The organism is Romboutsia sp. 1001713B170207_170306_H8 (assembly GCF_015550495.1).
Lineage (GTDB): Bacteria > Bacillota > Clostridia > Peptostreptococcales > Peptostreptococcaceae > Romboutsia_E.
The window spans coordinates 294,111-311,816 of record NZ_JADNAX010000001.1 but is presented as its reverse complement, the minus strand read 5'-3'; the positions used below and the strand labels follow the sequence as shown (position 1 = coordinate 311,816).

The 17,706-nt window shown below is 29.0% G+C and carries 16 protein-coding genes and 1 other annotated feature; all 16 genes read right to left on the bottom strand.

The annotated features are described in order from the left end of the window. Positions 1 to 237 precede the first annotated feature (237 nt). The 16 genes from I2A66_RS01500 to dprA all read right to left on the bottom strand — a co-directional run bounded on the left by I2A66_RS01500 (position 238) and on the right by dprA (position 17,697). The gene (locus tag I2A66_RS01500) at positions 238 to 513 is read right to left on the bottom strand and encodes a DUF1292 domain-containing protein (RefSeq protein ID WP_122638227.1); all 276 of its coding nucleotides are present in this window, start codon (positions 511 to 513) and stop codon (positions 238 to 240) included. A gap of 71 nt (positions 514 to 584) precedes the next feature. Then, positions 585 to 1,007 (bottom strand): Holliday junction resolvase RuvX, encoded by a 423-nt coding sequence (ruvX, locus tag I2A66_RS01495; protein ID WP_122638228.1) that lies wholly within the window; start codon positions 1,005 to 1,007, stop codon positions 585 to 587. Positions 1,008 to 1,172: 165 nt separating this feature from the next. Then, positions 1,173 to 3,356: a hypothetical protein gene (locus tag I2A66_RS01490; RefSeq protein ID WP_147515542.1), complete on the bottom strand. Its 2,184-nt coding sequence runs from the start codon at positions 3,354 to 3,356 to the stop codon at positions 1,173 to 1,175. A gap of 9 nt (positions 3,357 to 3,365) precedes the next feature. Next, a complete protein-coding gene (locus tag I2A66_RS01485) occupies positions 3,366 to 3,623 on the bottom strand; it encodes an IreB family regulatory phosphoprotein (RefSeq protein WP_122638230.1) in 258 nt (85 codons plus the stop codon). A 24-nt stretch (positions 3,624 to 3,647) separates the two neighbouring features. After that, positions 3,648 to 6,287 (bottom strand): alanine--tRNA ligase, encoded by a 2,640-nt coding sequence (alaS, locus tag I2A66_RS01480; protein ID WP_122638231.1) that lies wholly within the window; start codon positions 6,285 to 6,287, stop codon positions 3,648 to 3,650. A 105-nt stretch (positions 6,288 to 6,392) separates the two neighbouring features. Next, positions 6,393 to 6,610: a binding site (T-box leader), on the bottom strand. Between the two features lie 67 nt (positions 6,611 to 6,677). After that, the gene (mnmA, locus tag I2A66_RS01475; protein ID WP_122638232.1) at positions 6,678 to 7,769 is read right to left on the bottom strand and encodes a tRNA 2-thiouridine(34) synthase MnmA; all 1,092 of its coding nucleotides are present in this window, start codon (positions 7,767 to 7,769) and stop codon (positions 6,678 to 6,680) included. A gap of 210 nt (positions 7,770 to 7,979) precedes the next feature. Then, positions 7,980 to 8,432: a Fe-S cluster assembly scaffold protein NifU gene (gene nifU / locus I2A66_RS01470; protein ID WP_122638233.1), complete on the bottom strand. Its 453-nt coding sequence runs from the start codon at positions 8,430 to 8,432 to the stop codon at positions 7,980 to 7,982. A gap of 34 nt (positions 8,433 to 8,466) precedes the next feature. After that, positions 8,467 to 9,663, bottom strand: coding sequence for a cysteine desulfurase NifS (nifS, locus tag I2A66_RS01465; RefSeq protein ID WP_147515543.1), 1,197 nt, complete (start codon positions 9,661 to 9,663; stop codon positions 8,467 to 8,469). A 2-nt stretch (positions 9,664 to 9,665) separates the two neighbouring features. Then, positions 9,666 to 10,133 (bottom strand): RrF2 family transcriptional regulator, encoded by a 468-nt coding sequence (locus tag I2A66_RS01460; protein WP_122638235.1) that lies wholly within the window; start codon positions 10,131 to 10,133, stop codon positions 9,666 to 9,668. A gap of 182 nt (positions 10,134 to 10,315) precedes the next feature. Further along, entirely contained in the window at positions 10,316 to 11,248 is a 933-nt protein-coding gene (locus tag I2A66_RS01455) for an ROK family protein (protein ID WP_122638236.1), read from the bottom strand. Positions 11,249 to 11,332: 84 nt separating this feature from the next. Further along, on the bottom strand, positions 11,333 to 12,103 hold the full coding sequence (locus I2A66_RS01450; protein ID WP_122638237.1) for a GNAT family N-acetyltransferase: 771 nt from the start codon (positions 12,101 to 12,103) through the stop codon (positions 11,333 to 11,335). Between the two features lie 84 nt (positions 12,104 to 12,187). Continuing rightward, complete coding sequence (locus I2A66_RS01445; protein WP_122638238.1) at positions 12,188 to 13,456, bottom strand: replication-associated recombination protein A; 1,269 nt, start codon at positions 13,454 to 13,456, stop codon at positions 12,188 to 12,190. 68 nt (positions 13,457 to 13,524) lie between these two features. After that, the gene (codY, locus tag I2A66_RS01440; RefSeq protein ID WP_122638239.1) at positions 13,525 to 14,310 is read right to left on the bottom strand and encodes a GTP-sensing pleiotropic transcriptional regulator CodY; all 786 of its coding nucleotides are present in this window, start codon (positions 14,308 to 14,310) and stop codon (positions 13,525 to 13,527) included. 179 nt (positions 14,311 to 14,489) lie between these two features. Then, entirely contained in the window at positions 14,490 to 16,565 is a 2,076-nt protein-coding gene (gene topA / locus I2A66_RS01435) for a type I DNA topoisomerase (RefSeq protein WP_147515544.1), read from the bottom strand. A 32-nt stretch (positions 16,566 to 16,597) separates the two neighbouring features. Next, a complete protein-coding gene (locus I2A66_RS17350) occupies positions 16,598 to 16,726 on the bottom strand; it encodes a hypothetical protein (protein ID WP_279309960.1) in 129 nt (42 codons plus the stop codon). A 53-nt stretch (positions 16,727 to 16,779) separates the two neighbouring features. Continuing rightward, on the bottom strand, positions 16,780 to 17,697 hold the full coding sequence (gene dprA, locus I2A66_RS01430; protein WP_243113284.1) for a DNA-processing protein DprA: 918 nt from the start codon (positions 17,695 to 17,697) through the stop codon (positions 16,780 to 16,782). Positions 17,698 to 17,706: the final 9 nt, after the last annotated feature.

Sequence of the window (17,706 nt, the reverse complement as noted above, 5' to 3'; positions counted from 1 at the left end):
AATATTTATGGTATTGTCAAGATTTTAAAACTTCAATCGTCAATTTAATCTTCAATTGAGAATAACCTTTCTAAATTTAATATTCTATTTAAAGTGCTCGTATGATAATATTATTACCCTATTTTTACAAATTTAAGCAAGAAAAGCACTCATATTATTCTCAAATAGATTATTTTATTATAAATCAAAAATAAAAAACCTACTTAATCAAAAATTAAGTAGGTTTTTTACTAAATTTTATTGTTCGTCTTCGTCGAAGTTTAAACCTTCCTCTTCCATTATTGCATTATATACTGCAACAACAGTTTCATACTCATCATCATTTTCTAATGGAACTAATATTTCTCCTTCTTCATCTGCGTCTATTCTAAATATTAAAGCTTCTTCTGCTTCTTCATCTTCAACAGGCATTAATATAGCATATTCTTTTTCTTCTGCTTCTAAAGTTAATATTATCTCAAATTGGCTTTCTACTCCATTTTCGTCGATTAAGTTGATTATATTTTCTTGCATTTGTTTCACCTCAAATTATTATTTATTATTTATATTATATATCATAAATCTATAAATTTATATACATTTTACTAAAAACTTTTTGAATCAAGATATCCTTGTAATATAATTACTGCTGCTAACATATCTATTACTTTTTTTCTTTTTTGTCTACTTACATCACCTTCTATTAAAGATCTTTCTGCTGCAACAGTAGACAATCTTTCATCCCAAAACTCTATATCTAAACCAGTTTCTTCTTTTATTAATTCACAAAACTTTATAACTTTTTCACCTTGTGGGCCTAGTGTACCATTCATATTCTTAGGTAATCCTGATACAATTTTGTTAACTTGCCTTTCTTTTATTATAGCTTTTAATTCTTCTATATCTTTTTTCTTTCCTACTCTTCTTATTGTCTTTACACCTTGAGCAGTCATTCCCATTAAGTCACTAACAGCAACACCAATAGTTTTATCTCCTATATCTAATCCCATAATTCTTCCGTCTAGCATTATTTGTCTCCTTTGACTTTTAAATATTTCTTATCATTTATTTAAATTATTCTTCCTATTTAATTTAAAAACATTCATATCTTATTTTATATTATAAGTGTATCTATTTGCAAATAATTTTCAAGTAAATAAAATCGAGCTGATTTTATATCAGCTCGATCTTATTTATTTTTCATCTTCAAATATAATCATATTTATACTTATTATTATTAAAGGTATAAGTATATAAATACATGCTGTGGCTGCCGCAACTATACCAGAATCATTAACTAATAGCGTTATAAAACATCCTACTAATGTGGCAATAAAGCTATCAAATATATACTTGTACTTATTAGCTAAGTTTCTAAAATGCTTAGATGGTCTAAATATCATAATACCTACAATTGCTACTCCTACAAGTAATATATTTACCCATACTGTAGTTTTTGCTAGTTTTAAGTTCATTTGAATCTTTCTAGAGAATGTTTGTATTATAGTTATTGGACCGTTAGCTAAAATTTGTTTTACAAATCCTGATAAGTGAGATTCACTTCCAGAAATTATATCAAATGCCGCAAATGCAAATACTACACCTGCTGCAGCAAGTAATATTAAAAATACCTTTTTAAAGTCTAATTTTACATCAAATATTATTAATAAAAATACTAAGTATGCAACACATTCAGATATTGCAGCTCCTACATTAGCACCCATACTTGGTGATGCTGTAGTTAATAGTGTTAATACTGATGCAACTGCAGCTAACCATTTTGGAATCTTTCTATATTGAAGTAATACTGCAAGTGCGAAAATTGCACTACCTATAGCTATACCTTGATATTCATTTCCCATACCATAGTATCTAGCTCCAATTATTGCATCGTAACTCATTATACTATTTTTCATTAAATACGTTCCAAATACACAATCCATAGATATTGCTAGTATTGTAATGCCTGCAAAGAATCCCATATGTTTTATATCATCTTTAAATAATATTCTTCCTAAAATATAAAGTAATATAGTTGTGCCAGTTATACCTAATGATATTGAAACTTGTGTTTTAAAATTAAATATTCCAACAACTAAGAATGCTAATGGAAGTATAAAACCAAGTTTTATAAATTCCTTTAATACTTTAAATACTTTTTCTTTATTTGGTATATAGTTTCTAAATAAAACTGCAAACATAGCTATTACCCATGATACAGACACAACACCAACAAAAGTATTTATAATAGTTGATCTTATATTAGATATAGAAACTATTTTTTCATATTCATCTAATAAGTATGTAGTATTATCATCTTTATCAATTGTAGTAAAGCTTTTACCTACCATATCCTCATTTTCTAATCCAAATTCATTTAAAATATCTACTCCTATATCTAGGTTAGCAACTATTCCATCTCTTCTAGTTGTAGCAGAAGCTAAAAGTCCCTTACCTTCATTTGATAGCTTAATTATAGGAGATAGCCTTCTTCTATTTAAATAATCTATATCACTAGGGAATGCACTTACTATGTATATAGTATCATTTTCATTTACAATACTAAATACTTCTTTTAAGTATTCATCTATATAATTTAGTATCTTTGACTTTGTAGCACTATATGTAGCTTCATTTAAATTTAGTCTATATTTATCAAGTCTATATGTATCTCCAATATCTACAAATATAGCGTCACTTTCTTTATACTGATTTTTAGTTTCTTCTAATAATTTATTATAGTCAGTTCTTATACCATAAGGCATAGATAAATCTTCTATATTTATGTTATCAATATTACCAGCATCGATTCGACCATATTGATCCATAGCTACTAATCCAAGATTTCTATTTCTAACTAAATTTTCATTTTCTATAGTATCACTATTTCCTATTAAAGCCGTTTTTAAATTATTCTCTGATAAAGTCTGTCCTAAAGAACCTAATACAGCTCCATATTCACCTTTTTCAGCATTTTCATTTAACGATCTATTAATAGTTAAATCATTTATTGACTTAGCTTTTGCATTTGTAGAAGCTTCATAAACCTTGCTAGAATTGTCATTTGATTCTCTAAAATTTATAAAACTTTCTGTACTCACATTTGCTCTTCTACCTGCACCCATAGTGGCTAAAGATCTTCTATCATCAGTTCCCTTATCACCTCTGATATTCATAAGACCAATATAACCTCTATTATCTAATTCTTCTTTTAAAGAAGATATTTGTAGCATACTTGCAAGGCTAGTTCTATTCATATTAATAAATATAACTTTTCCTTGAACTTTATTATTACTTCCATTTGCATAACTATTTATTGGCATAAAAGATACCAATATCATAATAGCCATTAACAACGATGCAATCTTTTTTTTCATGAAGTTGACCTACTTTCTTTTTAAATAATAAGAAATTACCTCTTCAAGTATTTCATCTCTCTCAAATTTCTTTATTATTGATCTTGCATTTTTATGGCTAGTTATATAGCTTGAATCACCAGAAAGAATGTACCCTATAATTTGATTTATAGGGTCATATCCTTTCTCTATTAATGCTTTATATACAAAATCTATAGTATCCCCAACACTCATTTTATCTTCAGATACACATTCGAATTTAACAGTATAATCTAGATTCTTATCCAAAGTAAATCCCCCTTTAAAGTAAATTTATTTTACTTGAGATTTTATTACCTCTCCTGCATAATTTAAAGCTTCTTCTACCTTACTTACATCACTTGCACCAGCTTGAGCCATGTTAGGTCTTCCTCCACCTTTTCCACCAGCTATTTGTGCAACTTCTCTAACTATATTACCTGAATGTATTCCTTTTTCTAGTACATCTTTAGTAGCTGTTACAATAAAGTTAACTTTATTATCTGCTATATTTGCTATAACTACAACACCTGAAGCTAATTTATCTCTTAAGCTATCAGCTGTTTCCCTTAAAGTATTCATATCCATACCTTCAAATTTAGCTGTTACTAAGTTTACTCCATTTATTTCTATCTTAGAATCTAATATAGAATCAGCTGATTGTAAACTCATTTTAGCCTTTATTTCATGTAGTTCTTTTGCTAAAGCTTTATTTTCATCTACTATTTGAGATGCTCTTTGTGTTAAATTATCTTCTTTAGCTTTTAAGCTAACACATACTTCATTTATAATTGCATCTCTTTCCTTTAAATACTCATAAACTGATCTTCCTGTTATTGCTTCTATTCTTCTTACTCCTGCAGCAACTCCACCTTCAGATATTATTTTAAACATACCAACTTGAGATGTATTTTTTAAGTGAGTACCTCCACAAAGCTCTATAGAGAAATCTCCCATAGATACAACTCTTACTTCCTTACCATACTTTTCGCCAAATAGAGCTGTAGCTCCTTTTTCTTTAGCTTCATTTATACCCATATTTTCACAATTTATATCTAAAGAATCAAGTATAGCATCATTTACTTTTTCTTCTATAACTTTTAATTCATCTTTTGATATAGCCTCAAAGTGAGTTATGTCAAATCTTAATCTTTCTGAATTAACTAAAGAACCAGCTTGATTAACATGTTCTCCTAATACTTCTTTTAATACTTTGTGTAATAAGTGAGTTGCAGTATGGTTTCTAGCACTTGCCATTCTTATTTCTTTATTTACTAATGTAGTTAACTCATCATTTACTTTTACTTCACCAGATTTAACTGTTCCTATGTGTTTTATAGTATTGTTAGCGCCTTTTCTTGTATCTATTACTTCTATTACTACGTTATCATTAGAAAGTATTCCACAGTCACCTGCTTGTCCTCCACCTTCTGGATAGAATGTAGTTTGATCTAATACTATAGCTACATTATCTCCTTCTTTAGCAACTTCTACTATTTCATCATCCATAACTATAGCATTAACTTTTCCAACTAAAGTTAAATCATTATATCCTTCAAAGCTACTTGATGCAGATTCATCTAATTTAGATAATGGATCTTCTTTCCAACTTTCACCGTCCATATTTCCTCTTGCACTTCTAGCTCTTTCTCTTTGCTTATTCATTTCTTCATTAAAAGCATCTTCATCTAAATCAAGACCAACTTCTTCTAATATTTCTTTAGTTAAATCTATTGGGAAACCATAAGTATCATATAATTTAAATGCATTTTCTCCACTTAAAGTTTTTTCATTATTTTTATTTAACTCTTCTATATAAGAAGATAATATTTCACTACCTTGATCTATAGTTTCATTGAATTTTTCTTCTTCGATTCTTATAACTTTCTTTATATAGCTTTCTTTTTCTACTAATTCTGGGTAAGCTTCTCCACTTACTTTTATAACTTCATCAACTAATTTATATAAGAAGTTTTCTTTTATTCCTAATAATTTACCATGACGAGCAGCTCTTCTTAACAGTCTTCTAAGAACGTATCCTCTTCCTTCATTTGATGGTAAAACTCCATCAGCAACTAAGAAACTTACAGCTCTTATATGGTCAGTTATTATTCTTATTGAAACATCTGTTTTAGCATTTTTACCATATTCTACATTTGCAACTTTTTCTATAGCACTTATTATTTGTCTTATTGTATCTACTTCAAATATATTATCAACATCTTGCATTATACAAGCCATTCTTTCAAGACCCATACCTGTATCTATATTTTTGTGCTCAAGTTGTCCATAGTTACCTTCTTCATCTCTATCAAATTGAGTGAAAACATGGTTCCAGAACTCTAAATATCTATCACAATCACATCCAGGTTTACAATCTGGATTATCACATCCAAATGCTTCTCCTCTATCAAAGTATATCTCTGAACATGGTCCACACGGTCCTGTACCTATTTCCCAGAAATTATCGTCTTTTCCAAGTCTAACTATTCTTTCAGTTGGGAAGTTCATTTCTTTTGACCATATATCAAAAGCATCATCATCATTCTCGTATACTGTTACCCATAATCTATCTTCTGGTATATTTAAATGCTCTGTTACGAACTCCCATCCCCATCTTATAGATTCTCTCTTAAAGTAATCTCCAAATGAGAAGTTACCTAACATCTCAAAGAATGTACCATGTCTAGCAGTTTTACCTACATTCTCTATATCTCCAGTTCTTATACATTTTTGACAAGTAGTCATTCTCTTACTTGGTGGAACTTCAACTCCTGCAAAGTAATTTTTTAAAGGAGCCATTCCTGAGTTTATAAGTAATAAACTTTTATCGTTATGTGGTACTAAAGAAGCACTTTTTGCAGCATAGTGTCCTTTAGATTCAAAGAAGTTTAAGAATTTACTTCTTATTTCATTTAATCCCATTTTTTGCATATTAAATTCCTCCTATAAATATTAATTGTGTTTATATTTTTATATTTAAAACATCAAATTATTTATTTAAATTTAAATATAAAAAAACTCGCGCCTATAAAAAACTATAGGGGCGAGATTATTTCGCGGTACCACCCTAATTATCATAAAAAGTTATGATATCTTCGGAAAACCTTAGTTATAACGTAACTACCGACAACTTATACTTAATTTCCAAGTTGTAACTCCAAGACTGCTTCAATTATTCTATTCTAAGGGTTTCCACCAATTCCCTCTCTCTGTAAGACTTCAAATAATTTACTATTTCTTTTCAATGTCTTTAATTAATTTTATTTTTGACTTCATATATAGTTATCTTACTAAATTTTGCAAAATTAATCAATATATTTTTTATAAACTTTTAACTATAATTCCTCCGCCAACAACTTTATCTCCATCATACATAACAACTGATTGTCCCTTAGTTATAGCTCTTTGTGCTTCATCAAATACTATTCTTATAGTTCCATCTCCATTATTATACACAGTAGCTTCAGATGGTTTAGCTGAATATCTAACTTTAGCTTGTACTCTTATAGGATCTTTTATCTCATCTATAGTTATTAAGTTAACATCTTTTGCAATAAGCTCTTTTTTAAAGATATCATCATTAGACCCTAATACAACAGTATTTTTTACTGGATCTATATCAACAACAAACATAGGCTTACCAAAAGCAATTCCAAGCCCTTTTCTTTGTCCTATAGTATAATGTACGATTCCTTTATGTTTTCCCAATACATTTCCTTTAGTATCTACAAAGAATCCTTCTTCTATTCTTTTGTTAGCATGCTTTGTTACATATCCTGCATAGTTATTATCTTTTACAAAGCATATTTCTTGACTATCTGGTTTATTATGAACGTCAAATCCTAACTCCTTAGCAATCTCTCTTACTCTTTCTTTCTCATAATCACCTATAGGAAGCAATGTATGTTCTAGTTGGTCTTGTGTCATATTATATAAAGCATAAGTTTGATCTTTTTTATCAGTAACTGATTTCTTAAGTAAATATCTACCTGTTTCTTCATCTTTCTCAATCTTAGCATAATGACCTGTTGCCACATAATCACATCCAATTTGTCTAGCTCTCTTATAAAAATCATCAAATTTTATATGTTTATTACATGCTATACAAGGATTCGGAGTTCTTCCTTCTAAATATTCATCTATAAAATAATCAATTACCTTTTCCTTAAATACTTCTCTAAAGTTTAGTACATAAAAAGGTATACCTATTTTTTGAGCTACATGTCTTGCATCTTCTACTGCAGCTAATGAACAACATCCTCCGTCATTTTCAATTATATCGTCATCTTCATCATCTTGCCATAACTTCATAGTAACTCCTATTACATCATAGCCTTGTTCCTTTAATAAGTATGCAGCAACAGAACTATCAACTCCACCACTCATACCTATCATTACCTTTTTTTTGCTCATTAAAAATCACCTCATTCTCTATATTATATCTACTTTGTACATTTTTTAAAAGTATAAACTTACTTCATACTCTTATATTTATATAATCACAAATATATCTTAACATCATTTTTATATTAAAGCGAAAGGCTGGATATAAAAATCTACATTACATGTAGATTTTTATTCCAGCCCAAGTTCCCACTTATAATTTATTATCTAAACTATTTCTTATTCTTCATCTTCATCTATATCATGGTGATGATCATGATCATCATCTATAACTACACCATCTAATTCTGGTATGTGTATATTATTTTTCTTAGCATAATCTATTAATGCAGCTTTTATAGCTTGCTCAGCTAATACTGAACAGTGCATCTTTACTGGTGGTAAACCATCTAAAGCTTCTGCAACTGCTTTATTAGTTACTTCTAAAGCTTCATGTACACTTTTACCTTTTACCATTTCTGTAGCCATTGATGAACTAGCTATAGCTGATCCACATCCAAATGTCATAAACTTAACATCTTGTATTATTTGGTTTTCATCTATATCAAGATATATTCTCATTATATCTCCACATTTAGCATTTCCTACTTCTCCAACACCACTTGCATCTTCTATTTGTCCAACATTTCTTGGGTTCATAAAATGATCCATAACTTTTTCAGTATATTGCATGATTATATCCTCCTTAAAAATTCCGTTTAATTTATTATTTTGTTAATTGTTGTTCTCTTACATAAGATTCATAAAGAGGTGACATACTTCTTAATCTCTCTATAACCTTAGGTAAATTATCTATTATATAATCTATATCTTCTTCTGTTGTAAAATCTCCAATTGAAAGTCTAAGTGACCCATGAGCAAGTTCATGAGGTAATCCTATTGCCATAAGAACATGTGATGGATCTAATGATCCTGATGTACATGCTGAGCCACTTGATGCAGCTATACCTAACATATCTAATAATAATAGTATTCCTTCACCTTCTATAAACTCAAATCCAAAGTTTACATTCCCTGGTAACCTATGAGTTAAACTTCCGTTTATTCTTGTATGAGGTATTTTTTCTAATATAGTATCTATTAACTTAGTTCTTAACTTAGTTAATGTTTCTATATGATTATCCATATTAGCTTTAGCTAACTCTGCAGCTTTACCGTAACCAACTATTGCTGGTATATTTTCAGTACCTGCTCTTTTTCTTCTTTCTTGAGCGCCTCCATGTACAAATGTATGAAGTTTAGTGCCTCTTTTAATATATAAAGCTCCTATACCTTTAGGCCCATATATTTTATGAGATGACATACTCATTAAATCTACACCTAATTCTTTTACATCTATATGAATGTTACCCGCCGCTTGAACAGCATCTGTATGGAATACTATCTTGTGTTCTTTAGCTATCTCTGCTATTTCTTTTATAGGTTGTATAGTACCTATTTCATTATTAGCGAACATTATAGTTATTAATATAGTTGTATCTTTTATAGAGTTTTTTAATTGTTCTAAATCAACTCTACCTTCTGAATCTACATCTAAATAAGTAACTTCAAATCCATGATGCTTTTCTAGATACTCACATGGATGAAGTACACCGTGATGTTCTATTTTTGATGTTATTATATGATTTCCTTTATTTCTATTTGCAAATGCAACTCCTTCTATAGCCCAGTTATCACTTTCTGTTCCGCCAGCTGTAAAGTATATCTCATTTGGATTAGCATTTATAAGTGAAGCAACTTGACTCCTTGCTTTATCTAACGCTTCTTTTGCTTCTCTACCAAATGAGTGGAAACTTGATGCATTTCCAAAATAATCAGTTAAGTAAGGCATCATAGCATCTACTACTTCTTTCTTAACTGGAGTAGTTGCAGAATAATCCATGTATATTCTTCTTTTTTCCATTTTTAGTTACACTCCCTATCTTTTGATATCAATTTAGTTATATCATTATCTAAAAATCTATTTTTGTCGTAATCATTTATCATATCTTGTAGGGTAATTGAGTTTATAACATCTTCTATACCCTTTTTTAACTTTTCCCAAACTATCTTTGTTACACAAGTACCTGAATTTTCGCATACATCTTCATCTAGTACACATTCAGATAGAGATACAGGACCTTCAAGTGCTATTAATATTTCTCCTACACTAATGTCTTTTGCATCCTTAGCTAATAGATACCCACCTTGTGCACCTCTTACACTTTTTATTATCCCAGATTTTTTTAACTTAGAAAAAATCTGTTCTAAATATTGTTCCGATATATTCTGGTTGTTTGCTATTACCTTAAGTGGTACTGGACCTTTGCTTTGACTTATAGATAATTCAAACATTGCCTTTAATCCATATCTACCTTTAGTAGATAATTTCATATTCAATCACCTTCTATACTGAAATCTAAATCATACTGTTTCAGTAGGAATTAACTTTAAAATTATTGTATTATATCCTAGTATTTTTGTCAAGATTTAAAACATAGTATTTTTGTATGAATTAAAAAAACTAGTAAATAGCATTATCAGGCTATTCACTAGTTAGTTTTCCATTATAGATTTTATAAAGCAGATGCCCCTAAAATTCCCGCATCATTTTTAAACTCTGCAATTACTATTTTTGAAACTCCATTACCATTATATATTGCTCTTTTATTTAATTCTTCTTCTAACCCCTCTAAAATAATATCACTTGAGTTTGATAATCCACCACCAATTGATATTATCTCTGGGTCAATAAAGTGAACTATGCTTAAAATTCCTTTTATTAAATACTCTTTAAATCTATTGATTACCTTTATCGCTACAATATCTTTTTCCCTATATGCATCAAATACCACTTTTGCATTTATATTATCCATATTATTTTCAGCCATTTCAATAATAATAGATTTTTCACCTTCTTTAATTAATTTTTGAGCATATTTTATTATAGCTGTTGCTGAACAAAAAGTTTCAAAACATCCATTATTTCCACAATTACAAGTATAATAATTAGAATCTAATATAATATGTCCAATCTCTGATCCTATGCCATGAGCTCCTGAGAAAGGTTTTCCATTTATAATAATACCTCCCCCTACTCCAGTACCTAGAGTAATCATAACTCCAGTGTCATAACCTTTCATGCTACCATACTTGTATTCTGCAAATGCAGCCACATTAGCATCATTTTCAACTACAATTTTTGTATTCGGAAATATTTCTCTTATTCTATTCTCTAATGGATCATTTTTCATGCCTAAGTTTACACAACTTACACAACCTTGTTTATTTACAACTCCAGGTATACCGATACCGATACTTTCTACTTCATTTATAGTTATATTTTTTTGAATTAGTATACTATTTACAACATCCTTTATGATTTCAATTATCCCATCAAATCCAGTAAGCATGCTAACCTCTTTTGTAGATCTAATAGTTATCATACCATCTTCAACTAGACCAGCTTTTATGCTATTTCCTCCTACATCAATTCCAATGTTATACATTTGAATTCCCCCTGTCATTGTTAATTTTTTACTTATATAAAATATAATATATATATTTACATTCTAAATTCAATCTAATTTTTGCTATTTGTAATAAATACTCCAATTTCCTATTTTTTTAAATCCTAATTTATGATAAATAGCGCCTGCTTTCTCATTATCATAAAACAAACATGGTGTTTTATTTTCATCTAATAATTCTGAACATATTTTTACTATACATTTTGTAGCAAGGCCCCTATTTCTATAGTTTGGATGAGTTCCTACTCCAACTATCATTGCATACTTTTTATTTTCTGCAGTACTTTTAGCCATTGCTACTATATTTTTATCCACTTCAATAAAGTAACCTCTACCTGTTTTTAGTCCATTTCTAAGATTATCTACAGTAGTATTTTCAAACTCATCAATAGCTTCATACAATTTAGCTACTTTTCCTAAATGTCTAAACTTCATTTTTTTTACCTTTATATTCACATTGTCTTCTTTTAACAACTCTTTATCTTCAAGTTTACAAAATTTAACTTTCCTACTTTTTCTTAAATTTATCTTATATGCTAATTTATCTACTGCTTCTGATTTCCCACTTATCTCTGAATAATCCATACTACTAATTAAATCTGCAAATTCATTTACATCAAATCTATCATAGGCATAAAAGATAATAAATTCAAAACATTTAACAAGTATACCTTCAATTTCCCCTTTTTTATTAATATCTGCCCATATATTTAAAAAGTAGTTATCATATCCGTATCTCTCTATATCCCCTATCGTTAATAAGTTAAACTCAGATTCTCTTTCTAAATATTTTATAACCTTATTATGATAAGAAGAATCAAGCTTTATAATCATAAAATTTCCCCCTGATACAATACTCAAACAAATAAATAATTTAATTTTTTATTATTAGTTTATCTCCCTAATATTTATTATAGTCTATTTTTTTAAATTCTCCCAATAATGTTTAAATGCTTGTTCATTTTTATTTTCGCCTGGACTATAGTATTTCTTATCTTTTATAGTATTTGGTAAATACTGTTGTTTCACATAATTGTTTGGGTAGTTATGAGGATATTTATAGTCTACACCTCTACCTAAATCTTTAGCTCCTGAATAATGAGCATCTTTGAGATGTATAGGTATATCACCAGTTTCAATATTATCTAAATCATATAAAGCCAAATCTATTGCATTAATAACAGAATTAGACTTTGGGCATTGGGCCAAATATATTGTTGCTTGAGCTAAAGGTATCCTTGCTTCTGGGAACCCTAATTGCAAAGCAGCTGAAACACAAGCATGTGTTATAGTTATAGCTTGAGGTACAGCTAGTCCCACATCTTCACTTGCAACACATAATAGCCTTCTTGTAATTCCTTGCATATCTTCTGATTTTATTAATCTAGCTAAATAATGTATTGCGGCATTTTCATCTGACCCTCTCAATGATTTATGAAATGCTGATAGTATAGAATATCCATCATCACCTCCCCTATCAAAACTTAAACCTTTTTCACTAGAGGATTCTATTACCGTATCTACAGTTACATTTACGCTATTACTTCTTATATCAATCCCTAAATTAAATGCTAGCTCAAGTTTATTTAAAGCACTTCTCATATCTCCATTAGAAATTTCAGAGATGCATTTTAATGCATCATCATCTATATTAATTTTTTCATATGAATATAAATCGCTAATTTTTCCAACCGCTCTTTTTAATCCTTTAAATATCTCTTCTTTTTCTATAGTTTTAAATTCAAATATTGAGCTTCTACTCAATATTGCTTTGTATATAACAAAATAAGGATTATCTGCTGTGCTTGCTATTAAAGTTACTGATCCATCCTCTATAACTTCTAATAATGCTTGCTGTTGCTTTTTATTCATAGCCTGTATTTCATCAAGCATTAGAATTATTCCATTATATGAAAATAAATCTTGTTTACTTGCTTCTATAACTTCTTTAATTTCCTTTACTCCACAATTTACAGCATTTAACTTAACATATTTTTTACCTGTTGCATTTGCAATTATATTTGCAAATGTTGTCTTCCCAGTACCTGGTGGTCCATATAAAATCATATTTGGTATTGACTTATTGTTTATAATTTTATTTAAAACCTTACCTTCGCCTATTATATGTGATTGCCCCACCATATCTTCAATATTTTGTGGTCTTAATCTATCTGCTAATGGCTTCATTTTACCTCCTAATTTTATACAAAAAGAAGGTATCTAGTTCTAGATACCTTCTTTTTGTGACAATTTTATTAGTTAGAATTTTTAACTTTTTTTAATTCAGGTATAAGTTTATCATTAAGTATCTTTATATGAGTACCTTTCATACCTAACGACCTAGACTCTATAACTCCTGCACTTTCAAATTTTCTTAAGGCATTAACTATTACAGATCTAGTTATCCCAACTCTATCCGCTATTTTACTTGCTACAAGTAAACCTTCTTTTCCGTTTAATTCATCAAATATATGCTCTACAGCTTCTAACTCTGAGTAAGATAATGTTCCTATAGCCATTTGAACTACAGCCTTCTTTCTCATCTCAATTTCTAATTCTTCACTTAGAGCTCTTAGTACTTCTAATCCTATTACAGTAGCACTATATTCAGATATAACTAAATCATCATCCGTAAAATTATCATTATATCTTGATAGCACTAAAGTACCTAATCTTTGACCACTACCTAATATTGGAACTATAGTTGTATACTTTTCAAGTCTACCATGCTCATCTGGGAATAATTTAAGAACTTCTTCTCCTGTTAAGTTATCTAAAGTTTCATTTATCTTTAATAAACTTTTATTATATTCCTTAGGGAACATTTTTTGATTAGTATCTTCTTCTTCTACTACAGAACTATCAGCCTCATCATTAAGGTAAAGGCCTAATATTTTTCCTTTTGAACTTAATACGTATACATTTGCATTAAGAACTTCTCCTAAAGATCCTGCTAGTAATTCAAAAGAAACACTACTTCCACCACTTGTTTGTAATGTTTTATTTATTCTTCTCGTTTTTTGTAATACTTCGCTCGCCATTTACAATCATCTCCTCATGAAATATCGGCCTTAAATAACCTTTATTTATATCTTTTAAAATTTGTTTTATACAAACAAATACTTAAATTCAAAATTTGTGCAATAAGAATCTTATCATAAAATGAAAGGTTTTTCAATATAAAATATAATTAGACTTTTCATTCAACTTGTTCAAATTTCTAACTTTTTTCTTCTACTTTTTTACATTCTTTATTAGAGCACACATTTTTTGTTTCTGATTTTGTAACTTTTTCAATCATATATGATCCACATTCCTTACAAAATTCACCTGTTGGTTTATTCCAAGATACAAAGTCACATTCAGGATAGTTTGAACATCCATAAAAGGCTTTACCTTTTTTAGATTTTCGAAGTATTATATCTCCATCCTTACATTCAGGGCATTTAACACCAATTTTATTTACAAGTGGCTTCGTATTTTTGCATTCAGGATAATTTTTACAAGCCATAAACTTACCAAATCTTCCATACTTTATAACCATATTAGATCCACACTGTTCACATATTTCATCTGTTTCTTCATCCATATTAACCTTTTCTACATTTGCTATAGCTGTCTCTATTGCTTCTTTTAAAGGTGCGTATACTTCAGCTACCACAGATTTCCACGCTGTATTTCCTTCTTCTATGTTATCTAGTTCATTTTCCATATGAGCTGTAAAATCAACATCTATGAATTTTTGGAAATTTTCTTCAAGTATATTTGTTACTATTATACCTAAATCAGTTGGATATAAACTTGTCCCTTGTTTTTCAACATAGCCTCTATTAAGTATAGTTGCAATTGTAGGAGCATAAGTACTCGGTCTACCAATTCCTAATTCTTCTAGGGTTTTAACTAAACTTGCCTCTGTGTATCTAGCAGGTGGTTGAGTGAAATGTTGACTTGGAAGAAACTCTTCTATATTTAATGTATCTTTTTCTTTTATAGCAGGAAGTATTTTATCTTCTCTTTCTGTAAAATTATAAATTTTTGTATATCCATCAAACTTCATTTTTGACCCTGTAGCTTTAAATATAAAATCTCCTACTTTACATTCAACATTTAAAACATCAAACACAGAATCCTCCATTTGACTAGCCACAAATCTTCTCCAAATTAAGTTGTATAATTTAAATTGATCTTTACTTAATGAAGACTTTATACTTTCTGGAGTTCTATAAACAGATGTCGGTCTAATTGCCTCATGAGCATCTTGAACCTTTTTCTTTTCTTTTCCTTGTTTTTTTTCATCTGTGGCATTTTTATAATACTTATCTCCTATTTCATCTAAAATATATTCTTTAGATTTTTGCTTAGCTTCATCAGATATTCTCTTTGAGTCTGTTCTAATATATGATATAAGACCTACTGTACCTTCTCCCTCTACATCTATACCTTCATATAGTTCTTGAGCTATCATCATAGTTTTTTTAGTTGTAAATGATAACTTATTCGCAGCTTCTTGTTGAAGTACACTTGTTGTAAAAGGCTTAGGAGCAGCCTTTTTTCTTGATTTAGACTCTATTTTTTCAACAATTAAATCTTTATTTTCTATTTCTTTTAAAATATTATTTACAGATTCTTCATTTTCTAGTTCAAGCTTTTCATTCGCCTTACCGTAGAATTTAAATACTATGTCTTCACCATCGTGAGTTTTTGCATTTATATCTATTGTCCAGTACTCCTTTGGTATAAAAGCTTTTATATCTTTTTCTCTATCACAAATTAATTTTGTTGTTACGGATTGAACTCTACCAGCGCTAAGACCTTTTCTTACTTTTTGCCAAAGTATTGGACTTATTTGGTATCCTAATAATCTATCAAGTACTCTTCTTGCTTGCTGAGCATCCACTATATTTAGATTTATACTTCTAGGATTTTTTATAGCTTTTTTTATAGCATCTTTAGTTATTTCATTAAACTCTATTCTGCAATCTTTATCTTCCTCTATATTTAATATATGAGCTAAGTGCCAAGATATAGCTTCTCCTTCTCTATCTGGGTCAGTCGCAAGATATACTTGTTTTGATTTTTTAGCTTCTTTCTTAAGCTCCTTGATAACATCGCCCTTACCTCTTATATTTATATATTGAGGTTCAAAGTTATTTTCTATATCTACTCCTAATTTACTTTTAGGTAGATCTCTAACATGACCTACCGACGCCTTCACTGTATAATGACTCTTTCCTAAAAATTTCTCTATTGTTTTAGCTTTTGCTGGCGATTCCACGATGACTAATGTTTTTGCCATTTTAAAGCACACACCCCCACTATCTATCTTATTTATACATTTAAACTGTATGTATTGTTATTTCCTTCTATTACAATGTCTCGTAATGTTAATTCGTTTAAAACTGTATTTACATATTTTATTTCCATACCAGTATAATCACAAATCTCATCAATTTGCAAGCCACCATTATTTTTTATAGCGTCAATTATGATAACACTTTCCTCGCTTAACCCTATATTATCATAATTTTCACCAAATTCATTTTTTTAATACAACTTATATTATATTCACTTATTATGTCTTCTAAGCCTTCTACTAATTTAGCACCTTCTTTAATTATCTTATGACATCCTCTACTCATCTCAGAGTTAATATTTCCAGGAACTGCAAACACATTTCTACCTTGTTCTAAAGCAAATTCTGTGGTTATCAAAGCTCCGCTCTTTTGTGCCGCCTCAACTACAATAACTCCTTTGCTTAATCCGCTTATAATTCTATTTCTGCTAGAAAAATTTGATGGTATTACAGCAGAATCAACATTATACTCAGATAAAACGAGTCCACCATCTTCTATAATTTTATTGGCTAAATTTATATTTTGTTTTGGTAAAGGATTATCAACTGAAGATCCTAAAACTGCAATAGTATTTCCTTTTCCATTAATACAGCCCATGTGAGAATAAGAGTCTATTCCTATAGCTAGACCGCTAATTATATTTATACCTAAGTCTGATAATTGTTTACTTATATTTTTCGCACAGCTAATACCATATCTAGTAGGTTTTCTTGATCCAACCATAGCTAGATTCAAATTATTATTTAAAATATCTAAATTCCCCTTATAAAAAATTAGTAATGGTGGATTATAAATATTTTTTAAATCATATGGATATTTATTATCATCTATACAAATATACTTAACATTTCTTCTATATAATATTTCTTTTATTTTTTCTAAATATGAATTGCTTTTATATTTTACTATATTTTCCTTAATATTTAAATTTATATTTTTTAAAGTATATATTTCTTTATCCGAAAAGTCCATCAAATTTTCTACATTTCCAATTTCATCTTTTATTTTTTCTATAGTTTTTGTACTTATTCCACTTATAGATTTTAGCCATAAATATGCATCTCTTCTTTCCACATTACACCT

Coding starts and splice junctions, on each gene's coding strand:
- I2A66_RS01500 (WP_122638227.1), bottom strand. CDS start 513: ATGCAAGAAAATATAATCAACTTAATCGACGAAAATGGAGTAGAAAGC.
- ruvX (WP_122638228.1), bottom strand. CDS start 1,007: ATGCTAGACGGAAGAATTATGGGATTAGATATAGGAGATAAAACTATT.
- I2A66_RS01490 (WP_147515542.1), bottom strand. CDS start 3,356: ATGAAAAAAAAGATTGCATCGTTGTTAATGGCTATTATGATATTGGTA.
- alaS (WP_122638231.1), bottom strand. CDS start 6,287: ATGCAAAAAATGGGATTAAATGAAATAAGAAGTAAATTCTTAAACTTC.
- mnmA (WP_122638232.1), bottom strand. CDS start 7,769: ATGAGCAAAAAAAAGGTAATGATAGGTATGAGTGGTGGAGTTGATAGT.
- nifU (WP_122638233.1), bottom strand. CDS start 8,432: ATGCAATATACTGAAAAAGTTATGGATCATTTTATGAACCCAAGAAAT.
- nifS (WP_147515543.1), bottom strand. CDS start 9,663: ATGGAAAAAAGAAGAATATACATGGATTATTCTGCAACTACTCCAGTT.
- I2A66_RS01460 (WP_122638235.1), bottom strand. CDS start 10,133: ATGAAATTATCTACTAAAGGTAGATATGGATTAAAGGCAATGTTTGAA.
- I2A66_RS01455 (WP_122638236.1), bottom strand. CDS start 11,248: ATGTATAACATTGGAATTGATGTAGGAGGAAATAGCATAAAAGCTGGT.
- I2A66_RS01450 (WP_122638237.1), bottom strand. CDS start 12,103: ATGATTATAAAGCTTGATTCTTCTTATCATAATAAGGTTATAAAATAT.
- I2A66_RS01445 (WP_122638238.1), bottom strand. CDS start 13,456: ATGAAGCCATTAGCAGATAGATTAAGACCACAAAATATTGAAGATATG.
- codY (WP_122638239.1), bottom strand. CDS start 14,310: ATGGCGAGCGAAGTATTACAAAAAACGAGAAGAATAAATAAAACATTA.
- topA (WP_147515544.1), bottom strand. CDS start 16,565: ATGGCAAAAACATTAGTCATCGTGGAATCGCCAGCAAAAGCTAAAACA.